At 37.5% G+C, this 18,829-nt stretch carries 10 protein-coding genes; 6 read left to right on the top strand and 4 right to left on the bottom strand.

Translation table 11 applies throughout. The features are described 5' to 3' along the window. Positions 1-60: 60 nt before the first annotated feature. Positions 61-489, top strand: a complete 429-nt coding sequence (locus SJY09_RS12655) for a hypothetical protein (RefSeq protein WP_396636081.1) — start codon at positions 61-63, stop codon at positions 487-489. Between the two features lie 42 nt (positions 490-531). Beyond that, positions 532-1,722, top strand: coding sequence for a CHASE2 domain-containing protein (locus tag SJY09_RS12650; protein WP_396636080.1), 1,191 nt, complete (start codon positions 532-534; stop codon positions 1,720-1,722). Positions 1,723-1,729: 7 nt separating this feature from the next. On the opposite strand, the gene SJY09_RS12645 is transcribed toward SJY09_RS12650, so the two are convergent. From SJY09_RS12645 to SJY09_RS12630, 4 genes are read right to left on the bottom strand one after another with little or no spacing between them, the layout of a single operon-like run. Continuing rightward, positions 1,730-2,860, bottom strand: a complete 1,131-nt coding sequence (locus tag SJY09_RS12645) for a hypothetical protein (RefSeq protein WP_396636079.1) — start codon at positions 2,858-2,860, stop codon at positions 1,730-1,732. 5 nt (positions 2,861-2,865) lie between these two features. Then, the gene (locus SJY09_RS12640) at positions 2,866-3,528 is read right to left on the bottom strand and encodes a hypothetical protein (protein WP_396636078.1); all 663 of its coding nucleotides are present in this window, start codon (positions 3,526-3,528) and stop codon (positions 2,866-2,868) included. A gap of 2 nt (positions 3,529-3,530) precedes the next feature. Then, positions 3,531-8,555 carry a T9SS type A sorting domain-containing protein gene (locus SJY09_RS12635; RefSeq protein WP_396636077.1) on the bottom strand — a complete coding sequence of 1,675 codons (5,025 nt, stop codon included), beginning with the start codon at positions 8,553-8,555 and terminating at the stop codon, positions 3,531-3,533. A gap of 49 nt (positions 8,556-8,604) precedes the next feature. Further along, positions 8,605-9,957 (bottom strand): DUF5723 family protein, encoded by a 1,353-nt coding sequence (locus tag SJY09_RS12630; RefSeq protein ID WP_396636076.1) that lies wholly within the window; start codon positions 9,955-9,957, stop codon positions 8,605-8,607. Between the two features lie 402 nt (positions 9,958-10,359). Between SJY09_RS12630 and SJY09_RS12625 the strand changes: the two genes are divergently transcribed. From SJY09_RS12625 to SJY09_RS12610, 4 genes are all read left to right on the top strand, one after another. After that, positions 10,360-11,463, top strand: coding sequence for a lactonase family protein (locus SJY09_RS12625; protein ID WP_396636075.1), 1,104 nt, complete (start codon positions 10,360-10,362; stop codon positions 11,461-11,463). 299 nt (positions 11,464-11,762) lie between these two features. Next, on the top strand, positions 11,763-14,903 hold the full coding sequence (locus tag SJY09_RS12620; protein WP_396636074.1) for a WD40/YVTN/BNR-like repeat-containing protein: 3,141 nt from the start codon (positions 11,763-11,765) through the stop codon (positions 14,901-14,903). Between the two features lie 129 nt (positions 14,904-15,032). Next, entirely contained in the window at positions 15,033-18,161 is a 3,129-nt protein-coding gene (locus SJY09_RS12615; protein ID WP_396636073.1) for a WD40/YVTN/BNR-like repeat-containing protein, read from the top strand. Between the two features lie 88 nt (positions 18,162-18,249). Next, positions 18,250-18,801, top strand: a complete 552-nt coding sequence (locus tag SJY09_RS12610; RefSeq protein WP_396636072.1) for a CopD family protein — start codon at positions 18,250-18,252, stop codon at positions 18,799-18,801. The last annotated feature ends 28 nt before the right edge of the window (positions 18,802-18,829 follow it).

Genomic DNA, 18,829 nt, shown 5'->3' with positions numbered 1-18,829 from the left:
ATTATTATTGCCATTTTGTAATTGTTTTTAAACAAATGAATCATTAATAAAATGTTGACAATGAATTTTAAAAAGAACTTTCTCTGGTTATTTTTATGTGGATTTTCAGTGTTATATGGTCAGGAAAATTCATCTAATACAACTTTGTATAACACAACTATTGATTTATCTAAAGGCACCGAGACTTGGGCAAGCAACATGGCCGCTGTGATATTTGATACATCTGTCCCGGATGAGGAAATAGGTCAGGAATTATATTTGTGGAGTACGGACAACACGCTCCAAGTACATTCAGAGTTGCCGATGAACAGTGACAAAAAAGAAGGAACTAAGAACTGTTCTACACAAAAAAAAACCTGTCGTAGTGAAAAATGCGTTACGGAAACACTAATTAAAATTCTTGGGGATGGGGATAGAAATGTAACAATAAAGTATGAGCGTAAATTACTTTCGGTACAGATTTACTACACCTATCAAGATTGTAATTAATACCCTTTAGATATTTTAGTTTTCAGAAGGAAAACCTTTTAGATGGGCAAGAAAAAAAAGAAATTAAGCAAGTATGTTTTATTACGTGATGGTTTCATAAGTACCATCTTATCTCTATTGACCTGTTACCTTATTTCGTTGCTCTTCTTTAATATTTCTTTTTTTAATCCTATATCGAAGGCATTACAAGACTTTAGTTTTTTAGATGTGTATTATGCGGAAAAACTAGATGAAGAAAAGCCTATTAATCCTAACATTATTTTAGTTAACGTTGAGAACGAGAGTAGAGCTAAAATTGCGCAAGTACTGCACCAAACCCTAAAAGCATCTCCTAGAGTAGTCGGCTTTGATGTTATCTTAAAAGATTTCAGAAAAACCAGGGAAGACTCACTTTTAGCAAAGTATCTAAAAAATGAAAAAGTTATTACTGCGGTAATTCTTCAAGAAGATCAGACTATATCTAATCACCCTTTTTTTCGAGTAAAAAATTCCCCTGGCTTTGTAAACTTCAATTTTGAAACTCAAAATGCCGTTATACGCACGTTTAGTGGGGAAAAGAGATTTTCAAAAAAGACCTTTTCATCTTTCTCTAATCAAATTGCTCAAAAATTTCTATCAAAAAAGAAATGGAAGAAAATGGCATTGGCGGAGAAACTCAAAGCGCCCAGGGTAATTAACTTTCAGGGAAATTTGGAACGCTTTATGAATTTCACATTGGAAGAGTTCTTAGACCTAGAAAACAGAGATATCGTTAAGGATAAGATAGTTCTTTTAGGATATTTAGGAAGCCCTACAGGAAACACTTTTGATGTTGAGGACAAGCATTTTACTCCTTTAAACAGTACGACTGCCGGTAAAAGTATACCTGATATGTACGGTCTGGTCATCCATGCTAATATCATTGCCATGATACTTTCAAATGATTTTATGTTTAAGGTCCCCGGGTTTTGGATATTTCTGTTAACTTTTCTCTTTAGCTTTTTGGCCAGTATTTATTTCATTTGGCTAGACCGGCGTTTGAAAATTAGTTACAGAACAGTTCGGAAGACGGTTCTTTTTGTTTTTGCTGTTCTAATGGTGTGGATATCGTTAGTTTTTTTTAAGTACGGAATAGTTTTAAAGACAACTTTGATTATTGCTGTAACCGTTTTTAGCGCAGGTTTTGTTAAGTATTACAAACACTTAGTACGCTATATAAATACGAAGCGGAAGTTTAGGTCTTATTTAAAATAGGGTTGGACTATTTTACCCGTGCTTCTTGGATAATTGTTTTTTCAAATTTTAAATCGTGCTGTAGTATTCTATAAAAACTTTGAATATAATCTCTTGCTTTTTGGAATGCTTGTTTGTCATCAAAATATTTTTGATGCTCATCTAGTAACTGCATAATTGCTGGTTTTTTTTCTAAAAAGAGCTTTCTTGCTCTCTGAAATAATTTAGGATCTCTTTTAAATCCCCTATACTTTCGTTCTGTAACCTTGCTTATATCTAATTGGTTATTTTGCACATTGGAAACAACAGCATAGCTGGCATCTACAAGTCCGGACATGTCAAAGTCGTAAGGTAGAGGAATGGTTTTCAAATCTTTGAAGAGTAACTTTTGATTATGTTGATATGCCGTAGAGAAATCGGTATTACCAATCATAAATTGAAAAAAGGAGTTCGTTATAGAAGCCATTTCGCCCTGATTTAAGGGATGTACATAACGCTTCATTAATTTAGCGTTATTCCTTTTTGCTACTACTTTATCGTCTTCAATAAGAATCGACATTAGTTTGTAGGTTTTAGGTTTTCTAAAAGCGAAAGCTTCTTCTCCTTCATAATTATGCAACTCTTCTAATTTCTTTTGAGGAAGAAATGCCGTTAAAGGGTGCAGTTCTAATTTCTTATCACGGTTGTCTATGTATTCTATAGAAACGAGTCTTGTTTTGAAGTGAACTTCTGAAAGTTGTTCATAGATTTTATAAGCCAGATATTCTTTAACAATATCATCGTTACTGCGATTTTGTAAGAGGCAAGGAAGCACTAATTTAAGCTGTTTATGCCCTTGGAATAAAGACCCTTCGACCAAACTCTTTTTTAAATATATTTTTAAAGGTGGAAAATAACAATTGGCGCGTCTAAAATTGCCTCTTGCTCTTAACGAAACTGGGATGGTATCCCAAATTCCGTTTATACCATAAATTATTTCTGTGTAAACGGCATTTTCCTTATCTGTAGATTTTTTAACCTGTTTGTTAGCATATTCTAGTTTAAGGAAGAGTATATCAGTTGATTTGAAAAGATGTTGTGATTGGGTTTTCTGGGAATAGGTAAGCTTGTAAAAGCCTATAAAGAATAATACGAAAACAATTGAAATATTCTTGTTCATACTTGTTATGGCGTAAAGCTCAAAATTTGAGATTTTGAACTAGTATTACTATTGTCGTAAGTAATTACCTGTACGTAATAAGTAAAACCTGTTGTAAAATCTTCAGAATAACTTGTTAATTCGGTTCCTTCTAGTACTAGATTGGTTGGAGGATTCTCTGTTGATAAATACACATCGTAAGACAAAATATCTTCTGCATTTTGGTCTTTTCCCACCCAAGAAATAGTAATATCGTTTGCATCTAAGTTTACGTTCAAAAGTGCCGGATATGGAATATAATTCTCAATCGCCGCTCCTTGTGTATAAAAAGACCAAGTATCACTGGGTATTTTTTCTTTTCCCCTTTGACCTATTACATACCAATGATAGAGTTCTCCTTGATTTAGCGTTAATTCTATTCTCTTATCATTTTCAATTTCTTCAGTCTGAACTTCTTGCCCTTGAGAATCCTCAATGGTAATCTTATATTTGGTAAAATCTGTATCTGATTTCCATAGTAAAGGAATTTGAATCAGACTACTTCCAAGTAAATCACCATCAGGACAAACTTCGGCATTTTCAGGAAATATGAGCTCCACTTGTCCTTCTTCCTCGGTAGGGTCAAATTCACCTTTGCATGATATCATAACTACTATGAAAATCGTTAAAATCGTAATTGATTTGTACATTTTTATTCCTTTATGATTTTATACTCAAAAACCTCCGTATTACTCGCAATGACAATAAAATACCATCCCGCACTTAAGGACTGTAAATTGAGGCTAAGATTTCTTTGGGTAATCTGTTCTGTATCATTTAAAACCAAACTTCCGCCACTGTCATATATCCTATAGCTTATATTCTCATTGGGAAGTCCATTAATAGTTACACTCGTAGTTACAGGATTTGGAAATAAATTAATAGTATTTATATGCACCTCTTCAGAGTAAATGCCTTGACAATCTGAATCTCCTTTGATAGTTATTTTATTTACTCCTAATTCTAATGGTATTTTTAATTCTTTGGTTAAAACATTATCAAAGGTGTAATTGTATTTTATTTCATTTACGTTCACCTCATAGGATTTACTGCCTTTCAAAGAAATGAGTGCGAATTGTTCTATTGAGTCTACATCTAATAAATCTGCAACTAAATCTTCAAAATTAAAAATAGTCGCAGTGAAACACTGTTCCCAGTTGGGAAATTCTATTATTGATAAACAAATTTCATAAGATCCTTTGGATAAATCATTTATGATTAAAGGATTACTTTGGGAAACTGTATCGGGTAAGTTCTTATCATTTAAACTTACTTGAAATGTATAATTAGCTGTTGTCTTTATTTGGATTTCCCCATTGCTAATACCAGGACAAGTTGCACTATTTAGTAGAATCTCGATATCTTCTTGATTTATAATAGGATTGCCATTGGCGACATCGTTGTCTGCATTGGTACCACTTACGGTCTGGTCGGGGACGGCATCGTAGGCGTCATCGCTCTCAGCATCGTTTACGGAAAGGGTGAGCACGTAGTCCTGGGTTCCGTCGACTATGGTATCATCTTGTCCGTTTACGGCAACGCTCTGTGGAGCGTTCCAGTTGGTATTGGAGAAAGTCAGGGATGTTGGCGTTACATTTGCCTCACCGGTATCGTTAGATACGATGTCGATGACCACGTCCGCAGTCGGTTGGGTATTTAAAACAACGGTAAAGTTATCTGAACCATTGGGTTCGGAGGTCGCCACGACATTCTTTGACAATGTAAAGTTCGGTGTTCCGGCGACATCGTCGTCTGCATTGGTACCACTTACGGTCTGGTCGGGTACGGCATCGTAGGCGTCATCACTCTCGGCATCGTTTACGGAAAGGGTGAGCACGTAGTCCTGGGTTCCGTCGACTATGGTATCATCTTGTCCGGTTACCGTTATGGTTTGCGGAATGTTCCAGTTAGCATTTGAGAATGTCAAAGATTCAGGAGTCACGATGGCCTCTCCTAAATCATTTGATACGATATCGATTACTACATCCGTTACTGGTTGTTGGTCGAGGACTACTGTAAAGGAATCTGAACCACTGGGTTCGGCTGTGGCTACAGTGGTTTGAGAAAGTGTGAAGCCAGGTGTGCCAGCGACATCGTTGTCTGCATTGGTACCACTTACGGTCTGGTCGGGTACGGCATCGTAGGCGTCATCGCTCTCGTCATCGTTTATGGAAACGGTGAGCACGTAATCCTGGATTCCGTCGACTATGGTATCATCTTGTCCGGTTACGGTAACGTTCTGTGGAGCGTTCCAGTCGGTATTGGAGAAAGTCAGGGATGTTGGCGTTACATTTGCCTCACCGGTATCGTTGGATGCGATGTCGATGACCACGTCCGTAGTCGGTTGGGTATTTAAGGTAACGGTAAAATTATCGGAACCATTGGGTTCGGAGGTGATCACGACATTCTTGGATAATGTAAAGTTCGGTGTACCGGCGACATCGTCGTCTGAGTTGGTACCAATCACGGTCTGGTCGGGTACGGCATCGTATGCGTCATCGCTATTTTCCTCGTCAAGTGCTACTATGAATTCATAATTTTGAGTGCCATCTACCACTGCATCATCTTGTCCGGTTACTACTATGGTTTGGGGGGTGTTCCAATTGGTAGCGGAGAACTGTATTATGTTTTCATTTACAATGAACTCGTCTGGATTTAAGCTACTGGAGATATTCAGTCTTACATCGCCTGCTGGTTGCACATTTAAAATAACTGTAAAACTATCCGTAAGGTTAGGTTCGGAAGTAGTCACGGTAGTTTTTGAAAGCGTAAAACCCGGCACCTCATTATCTAGAATTTGTATACTGGCTGTTGATGCTGTAGATCCTAATTGATAAAACGGAAATACTCCTGTCCTTACGATTGTTATTGTTACATCTTCTGTAAGCTCTGCAATTGTATCATCTTCTGGAAATATAAAAACAGACTGTGCATTTACACCGGTAAGCAAAACTTGTGGTAAACTTTGATAATCGTTAATCTCTGTTGCAGTGCCAGATATGGCATAATCAATGAATAAATCTTGACTAAAATCATTTGGCACTAGATTTCCTTGACCGTCGGTCAATTCAAAAATGAATTCTGCCGTATCCAAAGTTCCTGATTCACTGGCTGTACCATCTACGACTCTAATTCGAGGGACATAGTCATCATCAATGATTTCATATTGTAGTGTAATATTATCCTGTAAAAAGGTTTCGGCACCTGTAATATTAGCTATTTCTAGCGTTAAATTTTCATTTCCCTCGTATAAGGCATCATCAATGATTTCAAAGGGGTCATTGTCATCAATAAATCCTGATAAAGGAATAAAAGAAGATGCATCATATGTACCAACGGGTATGGTTATACTAATTTCGCCATTTGTGCCAAATGAAAAATCAGCATTGGGATTAGGACTTACAATAGCATTACCGGATGTAAACCTTACCGTTACCGTTGTATTCACATCTACTACATCACCCTGAACTCGAATACCAAATTGGTCCTGATTGGTCTGATCACTCTCAATACCCGAAAAACTTGTTCCACTGAAATCTATAAAAACTGCGGCGCAAGAACCATTATCTATAATTTCTTGTTGGGTTGGATTGGTTAAGTTATTCGTAATATTAAAAGCGTCAGAACTATTGATAGCAAGTGTATAAAGCCCACAAAAATTGGACAGACTAGAATTACCGTCGACATCCAAAGGCGCTATGAACAAGCTTGATAGTTCATCAACATTAGTTAAACTAGGATTGTTTTCTATCCTTAGTAAGTTGGTTGCAGTAGTAAGATTTTCTAGACCTTGTAGGCTATTTAAAGAATCTAAGCCGTTAATAGTCAAAGCGGAAACGGTGTTTAACGACCTGATACCATTTAGATTTTCAAGTATATCCATTGAACGTATTTCTATGCCAAACCCAAAAACCTCCGTAAGGTTATGAAGCCCTTCCAAAGATGTAAGAACTGGTAACTGACTTAATTGGAGCCCTCTAAGCTCTGTAAGGTTGGATAATGCGGCAATATCAGTTAAGCTATTGTTTAGATTAATGGTTAATGCATCATTTACATTACCGTCATCACTAGCTGGTCCTATGGCGGTTAGATTTTGTAGCCCATTTAGACTAGCAAGGTTTGCATTGTTGTTTATTAATAATCTTTCCGTTCCTATATCAGTTAGTCCATCTAGTCCTGATAAAGAAGTTAAACCGGACATAGTGTCTATAATTAGCTCATTTACAAAGGTTAAATTATTCAATCCTGTTAAGGTGTTCAATGAAGCACAAGCATTTAGGGATAAGGTTCCAGATATACTAATTAACGATGACAAAGGACTTAGGTCTGTAATTGCTGTGCCAGAACTGTCGTCAAAAATAGTTAAGGAGCCATTTACCGAGCTGAAATTGCAGTTGCCAAATCTGAATACGTCTTCTTGAGTATTCAATACAACATCTCTATTATTATCGCATAGGACAGGGTCTAAAACACTTAATTCCGATCCCAAACCATTATCACCTCTTGCAGAAAGATAGAGTCTATTGTTAAAGGCAGTTCCTTCACCTAAAGGAAATCCATTTAAGTTGGCTCCAGAGGTTTTATAGTCTTGAACCAGTTTTACTTCTAAATCTCCAAGCGTGTAACTATAAAGTTCAAACCCAACACTGCCATTGCCTCCATAAAAAATTTCATTGTTCAACGAAGCCGTAAAATCTAACAAGTTAATTTGCGTACCACCTATAACTGTAAGGTTATTCGCAGTATCAAGGATGCCGAGGTTTTGTGTAGTATCTAAACCAGTCTTAATGGGGAAATATAAATCACCATTGAATATTTGAAGACCCCCAAAAGTGAAGAAGCTGTCGTCGAAACTTAGGTCAGAGTTAGTTGTGTTTAATGAATACAATCGGTTATTGAAAATACTAGCATCGTTAGGATTTCCATAATACCATAGTAGGCCATTGTAAGAGATTAAATCTTGAACTCTGTTTTCTTCAAATAGATTAGGATTGTGAACAAAGCTAAAAGTCTCATCATTATTTACTCTAAAAATTGGATTGTCGACTGAGGTGAAACTTGATTCCGGATCGAAAAATGTTTCCTTTGCTATAAAATAGAGTTCATTTTCATGAACCACATAGTGTAAAGGTTCTTCTATATCTACGAATTCTTGGTCCGTAATAATTTCTGTAATCTCATTTCCGTCAAATTTATGTAAGGCGTAAAATGGATTGTTGATATCAAAGGAACCCTCTTCGCTTAATTCTGCACCAAAATATAGCTCACCTTCGAAAACTATTAAGCTTTCCTCGGTAAAATTGTTAAAGATATGAAGGTTTGAGAATTGGGCAGAAAAAGTTTCAGGACCAAGATACTGCCAGAGATTAGCACCATCCTCAGGAGTATTTAAATTAGTGGCCATGATATAAAGACTACTATTATAAACTACTAAATCATGAAATTCATATTGACCTAAAGTCCACTGAGGTGTTACCACCTCATTGGTATCCATTGAATAAATTACGTCTCTACCACTTATATCCGAAACAAAGAAAAGTGCTCCATTGAATTCAGTAAAGTCCCTTGGGCTACTGTCTTCTTGCCCAGTGTTTATATCCGCCACTAGTCTTATTTGGCCATGACCCCACCAGATAATTCCTAATAGAAATGTGATTAAAAGTAGTTTTATTTTCATAATCATAATATTAAATGACGGTGCTCTAATCCGTTATTTTAGTAATTAATCATCGCCTTTTCCCCACATGATGGGTTATAATTCTTACCGCCGCAAACACATTAATATTTTTTGGGGTTTTTAAAACTAAGTTAGAAAGTAAACTTCCAGAACCAATTACTAATGGCCCTAATCGTAATCCCGCCCCAATAGCAGTGCCGCCTAAAGGACTAAAACTTACGGGTAGAAAAGCACCTACATTTTTACGCTCATACCTGGGTGTTATGGTTAAATGATTAATACGATTATTATTATATAAAGCCGTTTTTTCAACCATGGTTTGGTTGTATTCTATGTTGAGATAAATATCCCTGTAGGCTTTGTAATCTATGTTAAATTGCAATGATGTGGGTAGGGCAACTGTTAATCTTCCTTCTCTAGTAATACCATCGCTTTCAAAATCTTCAATTAAGATTTGGTTTAGGCTTTCACTGGAAAAATCGGTAATAGGAATAGAACCGTCCAATTCGGTATATTGGGTCTGTCCTTGATCTCTATAGTAAATTTCACCATAATCTAACAGGGATACTCCTATCTTAAGCTTGTACTTGTTTCGTTCTCTTTCTCCCTGATACGCCGCCATTGATCTTGCAGCGTCCGTGCGAAATTCATATACCAAACCAACATCAAAAGCACCTCCAAAACCTAGGCCTCTTAAAGTTAAATTTGGGGTTTCGTTGCCAAAAGTGGTTACATAGGAGATATCTCCTTGAAAGTTAAGGGTTTGATCCGTTGCATTGTATGAGCCGTTTAAAAGATTGGATTGACTTTGAGCACTTCCGCCTCCTAAAAGTAGTTTTACTGCTCCTCCAGCCTTGAAAAAATGGTTCCCTTCATTTATTAGAACTCTTGCATAAGAAAAACCAACCTCACCCCACATATGAACTGAGGTATCAGAGTTTTTGATGGAAAAATCGTAATCTTGTGCTAAAGCATTACCTAAGATGGTTTCAAAAAGGAGACCATTTATACCGTTATAATTACGAAATTTTCTCAGCCGCGTATACATTCCAATACTATTTATATCATCAATAGCGTAAATAAAAGAAGGTCCTATATAATCTTCGTTCGCTAAAATTTCATTTTCATTGGTAGCATTTCTGTCTACATCGTTACCAAATTCAAAACCTTTTAAAAACCCACCAATATTTGTTTGCGTAAGCGAAATGTAATCCGTACTTCCAATAAAATTTCCTGAGAGGAGTGTTATATCCATTTTAACTCTAGAATCTGCAATATTTGCAGGATTTGCAACCATACCATAAACACCATTATAATTATCGCCAGAAAATCCAGGGAAAGACTGCCCATGAATTTTCACAAGTACAAAGAGTACAGCAATGGAAAGTGTTTTAATTTTCATTATGAACTATTTGTATCCTTAACAATTTATCCATTAAAATTTGATGTTTGTAAAGTAGGTTGGCTGAAAGTAAATTTTAGGGTTCTAAATGTAATTAAATACCGCAGTATAAGTGTATAAGGAAGTTTAAAAAATACCCTCTATTGGGTATTTTGGATTATTTCTTATTGCCTTTTATTTTTTTGTAAGATTAGTATTACTTTTTTAGTTTTCTTTTATAGTGTTCTAATAACTAAAAAAGAAGACCAATGTAGTGAGGAGTTCAGAGTATTGAAAATAATGGGCACGTAGCGCAAATAAATTGGATAAATGGTTTCTCAATAGTGTTTTAGATATTTCTCACAGCTAGAAAACCTAATATCACCCAAAGTTCATATTTTTAGGCGAATAAATTCTTAAACGATGAGAAATAAATACCTGTATCTAGTATTTTTCTGTGTAACCCTATTGATTGGATGTGAAATGAAACAACAGTCTAAAACATATCAATTATTTGTAGGCACATATACTGATGGGAATAGTGAGGGTATTTACTCGTATAGCTTTAATCCTGAAACTGGTGAACTTGCTGCTAAAAAACTAGCGGCAGTTTTACCCAACCCATCTTTTTTGACTATTTCGCCAGACCAAAAGAATTTGTATGCTGTTCAAGAAACGGCAGATTTTGATTCATTAGGCGGAGGTGTTTCCGCTTTCAAAATCAACGAAGGGCTATTGACGCTGCAAAATAGTATAGGCACTGGAGGCGCACATCCTTGTCATGTTACCCTTACAGGTAAAAACCAATTAGTTGCATCGAATTATACCGGTGGTAATGTTATGATTGCCAATTTGAAGGATGATGGTAGTTTATCTGAAAAACATCAAATTATAAACCACTTAAATAAGGACTCCATTTCCAAACCACATGCACACATGGCCAAAGGCAAAGGAAACGAGTTGTTTGTGTCAGATTTAGGTCTCGATGCTGTTAAAAGATATCAGCAAAAGAACGGGCAATTTGTTGCAAGCGCAAAACCGTCTATAGATTTGCCGAAGGGTGCAGGACCCAGGCATTTTGTTTTTTCGGAGAATGATGAATTTCTTTATATCATAAATGAATTGAATTCGACCATTACTCTGCTTAAAAGGAATACTGAAAACGATTACGATGAGGTTGAGACAAAAAGTACTGTTTCAAAGGAGTTTAAAGGAGATAGTTATTGTGCCGATATACATTTATCAAAAGATGGAAAGTTTCTCTATGGCTCTAATAGAGGTGAAAACACCATAGTTATCTTTAAGGTAGATACTGATTCAGGTAAGTTGAATTTAATTGGCAGAGAGCCGGTTAGAGGAGATTGGCCAAGAAATTTTTCAATAGACCCGACTAATAATTTTTTGCTCGTAGCTAACCAGAAGAGCAACAATATATCAATCTTCAAGCGTAATATTGATACAGGTAGATTGACCTTCCTTAAAAATGAACAACTGCCTAGTCCCGTTTGTTTACAATTCTTGAACTAGTATTTGTTAATACCAAACTTAAATTGACTGCGCATTTATAGTTATTTCAGTCAAAGAGTGACTTTTGGATAGAAAGTGTTTCTAATACTAAAAGACCTCTTTACTTATGCGCTTACTTATTATCGGATTACTTATAGTTTCTGTTTGTATGCTTATTTATAGTTTCATAGAATTATTTAAATCAAACAAAGCGTACAAGGAAATTTCTGATAAAAATGAGGAATAAATTTGCTTTGTAATTTCACTAGAATACTCCTTTTTCATTACATTTAAGCTAGACTAATTCAACTACTTAAAAAATGAAAAATTTCTATACTTGGGCGGGTGCTCTAATGCTTGTCTTATTTCTGTTTCCTACTAATACGAATTCGCAACGTAAGAAAAAATCGAATACTGTTTCAGTGCAATATCCAGAGGACTTATATTCTAGTTTGGATTATCGTTTGGTAGGGCCGTTCAGGGGTGGCCGTTCCGCGGCGGTAACGGGTGTGCCAGGAGAACCTAATCTATTCTATTTTGGAGCTGCAGGTGGTGGTGTTTGGAAAACATTAGACGGTGGTCGTACATGGAATAATATATCCGATGGTTATTTTGGAGGTAGCATTGGTGCTGTTGAGGTAGCAAAGAGCGACCCAAATGTTATCTATGTAGGGGGAGGGGAAAAAACCCTTCGTGGTAATGTGTCTTCTGGTTACGGAATTTGGAAAACAGAGAATGGAGGTAAAACATGGGTGTCCGCCGGATTGAAAAATAGCCGTCATGTACCCAGAATAAAAGTGCATCCTACGGATTATAATACGGTTTACGCAGCTGTGTTGGGTAATATTTACAAGCCAACAAAAGAAAGGGGTATTTATAAAAGTACCGACGGAGGTAAAAACTGGAAACAAGTATTATTCGTCAATGATCAGGCTGGTGCAGTTGATTTAACCTTAGACCCTAATAACCCTAGAATATTATATGCTTCTACATGGCGCGCGCAACGAACACCTTACAGTTTAAGTAGTGGTGGCGAAGGTTCTGCCCTTTGGAAAAGTACAGATAGTGGTGAAACCTGGACAGAAATTTCAAAGAACGAGGGTTTTCCAAAGGATACTCTAGGAATAATGGGAGTTACCGTTTCTCCTAAAAATTCGGAACGGGTTTGGGCCATTGTAGAAAACAAAGAAAAAGGGGGCTTGTACCGTTCTGATGATGGAGGTAAAAAATGGACTCAAGTCAATAGCGAGCGTAAGTTACGTCAAAGGGCATGGTACTACACTAGGGTATACGCAGATACAGAAGACGAGGATGTTGTTTATGTTTTAAACGTTAGATATCATAAATCTACCGATGGGGGTAAAACCTTTAATACGTTTAACGCACCTCATGGGGATCACCATGATCTTTGGATAGCTCCAGAAAATTCGCAGCGAATGATTATTGGCGATGACGGTGGCGCACAGATTTCTTATGATGGTGGCGAAACTTGGAGTACCTATTACAATCAGCCAACTGCCCAATTCTACAGAGTAACTACAGATGATGCTTTCCCGTATCGTATTTATGTAGCGCAGCAAGACAATTCTACCTTACGTATTAATCATAGAAGTGATGGTAGCAGCATAGATGAGTCTGATTGGGAGCCAACCGCAGGAGGGGAATCTGCCCATATAGCAGTTGACCCAACGAATAATGATATCGTTTACGGCGGCAGTTATGACGGTTTCCTAACACGTGTAAATCATGACAAAGGAACGGTAAGAGGAATTAATGTTTGGCCAGATAACCCTATGGGAGCAGGAGCTGAAGCTATGAAATACCGTTTTCAATGGAATTTCCCTATTATTTTCAGCAGGCATAATCCAAAGAAACTATATACTTTTTCTCAGCATGTGCATGTTTCTGAAAATGAAGGGCAAAGTTGGAAGGTTTTAAGCGGTGACCTTACTAGAAATGACCCTACAAAATTGGGTTCAAGTGGAGGTCCTATAACTCAGGATAATACAAGCGTAGAGTACTATTGCACCATTTTTGCAGCCAATGAAAGCCCCTTAAAAGAAGGCTTGCTTTGGGTAGGTAGTGATGATGGATTAGTGCACGTTTCAAAGGATGGTGGAGCTTCTTGGGATAATGTAACCCCCGCCAATATGCCAGAATGGAATATGATTAATAGTATTGAACCTTCCGCTTTTGATGCCGGTACTTGCTATGTTGCCGCAACACGATATAAATTAGGTGATTTTGAGCCTTACCTATACAAAACTACAGATTACGGTCAGACATGGACAAAGATTACCAACGGTATCCCTAACGAGCATTTTACAAGAGTAGTTCGGGAAGACCCGAAGAGGAAAGGTTTGTTGTATGCAGGTACAGAGACAGGGATGTACATTTCTTTTGATGATGGAGCAAACTGGAGACCTTTTCAATTGAATTTACCCATTGTGCCTGTAACTGATTTAACGATTAAGGATAACAACCTAATTGTTGCAACACAAGGGCGTAGTGTTTGGGTGCTAGATGATTTAACCGTACTTCATCAGTTAGACGGTAATAAAAAGTCAGCCGCATCAATCTTATATAAGCCTAAGGATTCGTATAGAACTAAGGGTAGAGCTGCTAAAACCCCTTCTAAAACTGCGGGGCAAAATCATCCTAGTGGCGTGGTAACGCATTTTTATCTAAAAAATCTTTCAGAAAAAGATAGTGTTAGTCTAACCTTTACTTCAATGTCGGGCGATACACTGGCTAACTATAGCAATTCGGCCAAGGAGAAAAGTAAAAAGCTAAATGTGAAACAAGGAGGAAATACTTTTGTATGGGATACACGTGGAAAAGGAGCTAAAAAGCTGGATGGGATGATTTTATGGTGGGCCAGTTTAGACGGTGCCAAAGCGGTTCCAGGAAATTACAAAGTTCATCTGAATGTAAACGGTGATATAAGTACGGAAACATTTAAGATTGTACCTGACCCGCGAGCAGAGGCTTCAGTTATGGAAATGCAAAAGCAGTTTGACTTTATAACCGATATTAACACAACTATTGATAAAGCGCATCAATCCATAAAGAAGATTAGAAAAATTAATAAACAGCTGGATGCTTTTTCCTCTCTGTATAAGAACAATGCAGCCACAAAGGAATTGGTGGAGAAAGCCAAAGCGATGAAAGAGCGTTTAGAAGAAGTTGAGAAGGCTTTGTATCAAACTAAAAACAGAAGTAATCAAGATCCGTTAAACTTTCCTATTAAGCTTACGAACAAATTAGGGCATTTAAATAGTTTGGTAGCTATTGATGATTTTCCGCCTACGGAACAGGACATTGCTGTTAAGAATGAACTAACTGGGAAAATAAACAAGGAGTTAGCTGCTTTTGACGCTGTAATTTCAAAAGAGCTTCAAGAATTTAACAGTGCCTTTAATGATTTGAAATTAAACTACTTGTTTGTTGAGGAGGAGTAGGTGAGAGTCGTTTGATGTGCGGTGCTCCATGGTAGAAGTACGTTGAATGAAAGTTAAGGGATATAGTTCCTCCCCCCTGCCAAGGGGAGGACGCTAAATATGAAACATTATATTGTAACAACAAGCAAAATGAAAAACAACATCCAACTCCTAATCCTAACGTTTTTAACCATAACAATAACCTTCGGGCAAACGGTTAATGAATATTTTCAACCAGTAAAATATCGAAATATTGGCCCCTACAGAGGTGGGCGGTCGGTCACAGCCAGTGGTGTTGTTGACGATCCTATGACCTACTATATGGGAACAACAGGTGGTGGCCTTTGGAAAACTGAAACGGCCGGTCAAAAATGGGAGAATATTTCTGACGGATATTTTAAAACTGGTTCTGTTGGAGCAGTGGCTGTCTCTAAATCTGACCCTAATATTGTTTATGTTGGTATGGGAGAACATGCGCCGAGAGGGGTTATGACATCTTATGGCGATGGTGTGTATAAATCTACAGATGCAGGAAAAACATGGAAGCATCTAGGTCTGGAAAAGACACAACATATTTCTCGGGTTATTATTCACCCAACTAATCCTAATATTGTTTACGTTGCCGCACAGGGAGCATTGCATGCGGGTAATAAAGAGAGGGGAATCTACAAATCCATAGACGGCGGAGTAACGTGGAAAAATACCTTGTTCGTGAATAATTTAACAGGTGCTGCCGAACTCTCAATGGATGCTAATTACCCGGAGATTATGTACGCCGCAATGTGGGAACACCAACGTAAACCTAATATGGTTATTAGTGGAGGTGAAGGAAGCGGATTATATAAATCTACCGATGCAGGGGAAACTTGGTCTAAAATTCATAAAGGTTTACCAAATGAAAAAGGTAAAATGGCGATAGCCGTTAGCCCGGCTAATTCTAACAAGGTCTATGCACTTATTGAGAGCGATTCCAATGCGGATAAAGGTGGTCTATTTGTTTCTAATGACGCAGGAGCGTCTTGGTCTATGGTTAGTGGAGATAACCGCTTGGTGCAACGTGCCTGGTATTATATTGAAGTATTTGCAGATCCTAATGATGCCGATACAGTTTACGTCTTAAGTGCACCTGCATTGCGCTCAACAGATGGTGGTAAAACTTGGGAAAGGTTATCGGGTACGCATGGGGATTATCACGATCTGTGGATTAATCCTGATAATTCCAAAAATATGGTGATTGCAAATGATGGAGGTGCTGCCGTTTCTTTTGATTTTGGAGCAAGTTGGTCTACACAATTAAATATGCCTACAGGGCAGTTTTATCGTATTAACGCAGACAATTTATTTCCTTATAACGTTTATGCGGGACAACAGGATTATTCTTCGGCAATGCTAGCCAATATGGCAAATGGCAGTGGTGGAATATCCATTGGAGAATTTAGTCCGTCTGCCGGTGGTGAAAGTGCCTTCTTGGCCTTTGACCCGGATAATCCTAGATATGTCATGGGCGGAAGTTATTTGGGTACCATAGAAATTCTGGACACGAAATCTAAAGCTTCTACAAAAATAATGGCAGCCCCCATTCAATATTTAGGAAGGGAAGCCCGGAATATGAGGTATTTATACAATTGGAATGCACCTATTATTCGTTCTAAACATGAGCCTAATACCTTTTATCATGGGGCACAGTTGGTATTAAAAACTACGGATATGGGAGTTTCTTGGAAAGAAATGTCCCCAGACCTGACAAGGGATATCGATGAAAAACAAGGAAACGGTGGTGGCCCGTATACCAATGAAGCCGTAGGAGCGGAAAACTACGGTACATTGTCCTATTTAATAGAATCTCCCCACGAGAAAGGTGTTTTTTATTCGGGCAGCGATGATGGCTTTGTTCAAGTGACCAGAGATAATATGAAAACTTGGCAAAACGTTACGCCTAAAGGGTTAAATGAATGTTTGGTCAATGCCATAGAGGTGTCACCACATGACCCTGCTACAGCGTATATAGCAACTACAAAATATAAGTTCAATGATTATACGCCAGCCATTTATAAAACAACAGATTACGGTAAAACATGGACAAATATTAGTAGTGGTATTCCTTATGGGGCGTTTACTAGGGTAGTACGCGAAGATCCAATTAAGAAAGGGCTTTTATATGCAGGTACAGAAAAAGGGATGTATGTTTCTTATAATGATGGAAAATCTTGGGAGTCATTACAATTAAACCTTCCTGTTACTCCAATAACCGATTTAAAAGTGCACCAGGGAGATTTAATTGTTGCTACTTCGGGGCGTGCCTTTTGGATTTTGGATGACCTAGAACTGCTTCCGCAATTTGATGCTCCAAAAAAACAGGTTCATATATACAAACCGGCGCTGGCTTATAATGGTTCATGGGGAAGTCAATTGAACGGTAATTCTAAAACCTTTGATGGAACACATCCTTTTAATGGAGTTAACCCTGCGAATGGATTGGTTATTTATTATGAACTACCTCAGTTAGAAGATACCGTTACCTTATCCATGGAGATAAGAAATGCTGACGGTAAGCTGATCAGAACCTTAAGTTCGGAAAAAGACCCACAATACCAACCACATAATGGTGGCGGGCCATCCCCAGAACCCACCTTGTCCAAAGAAGAGGGACTTAATCGTTTTGTTTGGAATATGAGTCACCATACGATGCCAGGAATTCCCGGAGCATATATTGAAGCCGGATTCAATGGTCATAAAGCCATTCCTGGAATATATGACATTAAGCTACAAGTAGGGAAGAAAGTAGTGCAAACACAAGGCAATATTAAAGCGGTTCCAAGCTTTGAAACAAAACCGGGACAGTATGCTGAATTTGATGTTTTAATGTCAGAAATGGAAACAAAGGTTACGGAGATGCACAACATGGTGAATACGTTATATGGTGTACAGGACAATCTTAAAACACTTTTGACAGCGATAGAAAATGACGAAGTTAAAACTGAGGCTCATACTTTATTGGAAAAGATGAAGGCTTGGGACGAAGCTATGATTCAACGTAAATCACAAGCGTATGATGATGTGGAAAATTTTCCTAACAAATTCACCGCGGAGTATCTGTTCTTAATTAATCAAACCACCAGCAGTATACCAAGGGTCAATAAAGCCAATTTGGAAAGAAAAAACGAATTAGACCAGCAATGGAATAGTTTAAAATCTAGAGGAACGGAACTTCTTCAAAAAGACCTTCCCGCTATGAATAAAAAATTGTGGGAAAGTGGTGTAGGTGCTTTGAGGTTATAAAGTAATTTGAACTAGGTTTCACTAACTTTGAATTTTGAAGTTTGAACGGAAATTCGTTGCCTAAACTTGAAGTTAGAACCCTAATTTTATGAGTGAATATTACAATTATATAAAAGCCCTGCATCTCATTTTTGTGATAACGTGGTTTGCAGGACTTTTCTATATTCCTAGACTATTCATTTATCATATTGAAGCTAGTCAGAAACCATCACCAGAGAAAGAGATTCTATCTAAACAATTGAAATTGATGTCCAAAAGGCTATGGTATATCATTACATGGCCATCGGCAATTTTGGCGACCATATTTGCGATATGGTTATTGGTTTTAGCACCATACTGGCTGCAACAACCCTGGATGCATATTAAACTTGGTTTTGTGCTGTTGCTTGTCATATATCATCTGAGAAATCATCATATTTTTAAAAAATTCCAAAAGGATGACATTAATTATACTTCCAATTACATGCGTATTTGGAATGAAGGGGCAACACTGATTCTATTCTCGGTAGTTTTTCTGGTAATCTTGAAAAGCACCTTTAACTGGATTTTTGGAGTTGCCGGAATCCTTGTGTTAGGCATATTATTAATGCTGGGGATAAAGCTTTATAAGCGTATTCGTCATAAAAACCCGGAGGCGTAAACAAGGGCAAATACAAGTTTTAGTTTCA

Origin of the sequence: Maribacter sp. R77961 (genome assembly GCF_044594925.1) — a bacterium.
Lineage (GTDB): Bacteria > Bacteroidota > Bacteroidia > Flavobacteriales > Flavobacteriaceae > Maribacter.
This window is presented reverse-complemented; position numbering and strand designations above follow the sequence as displayed.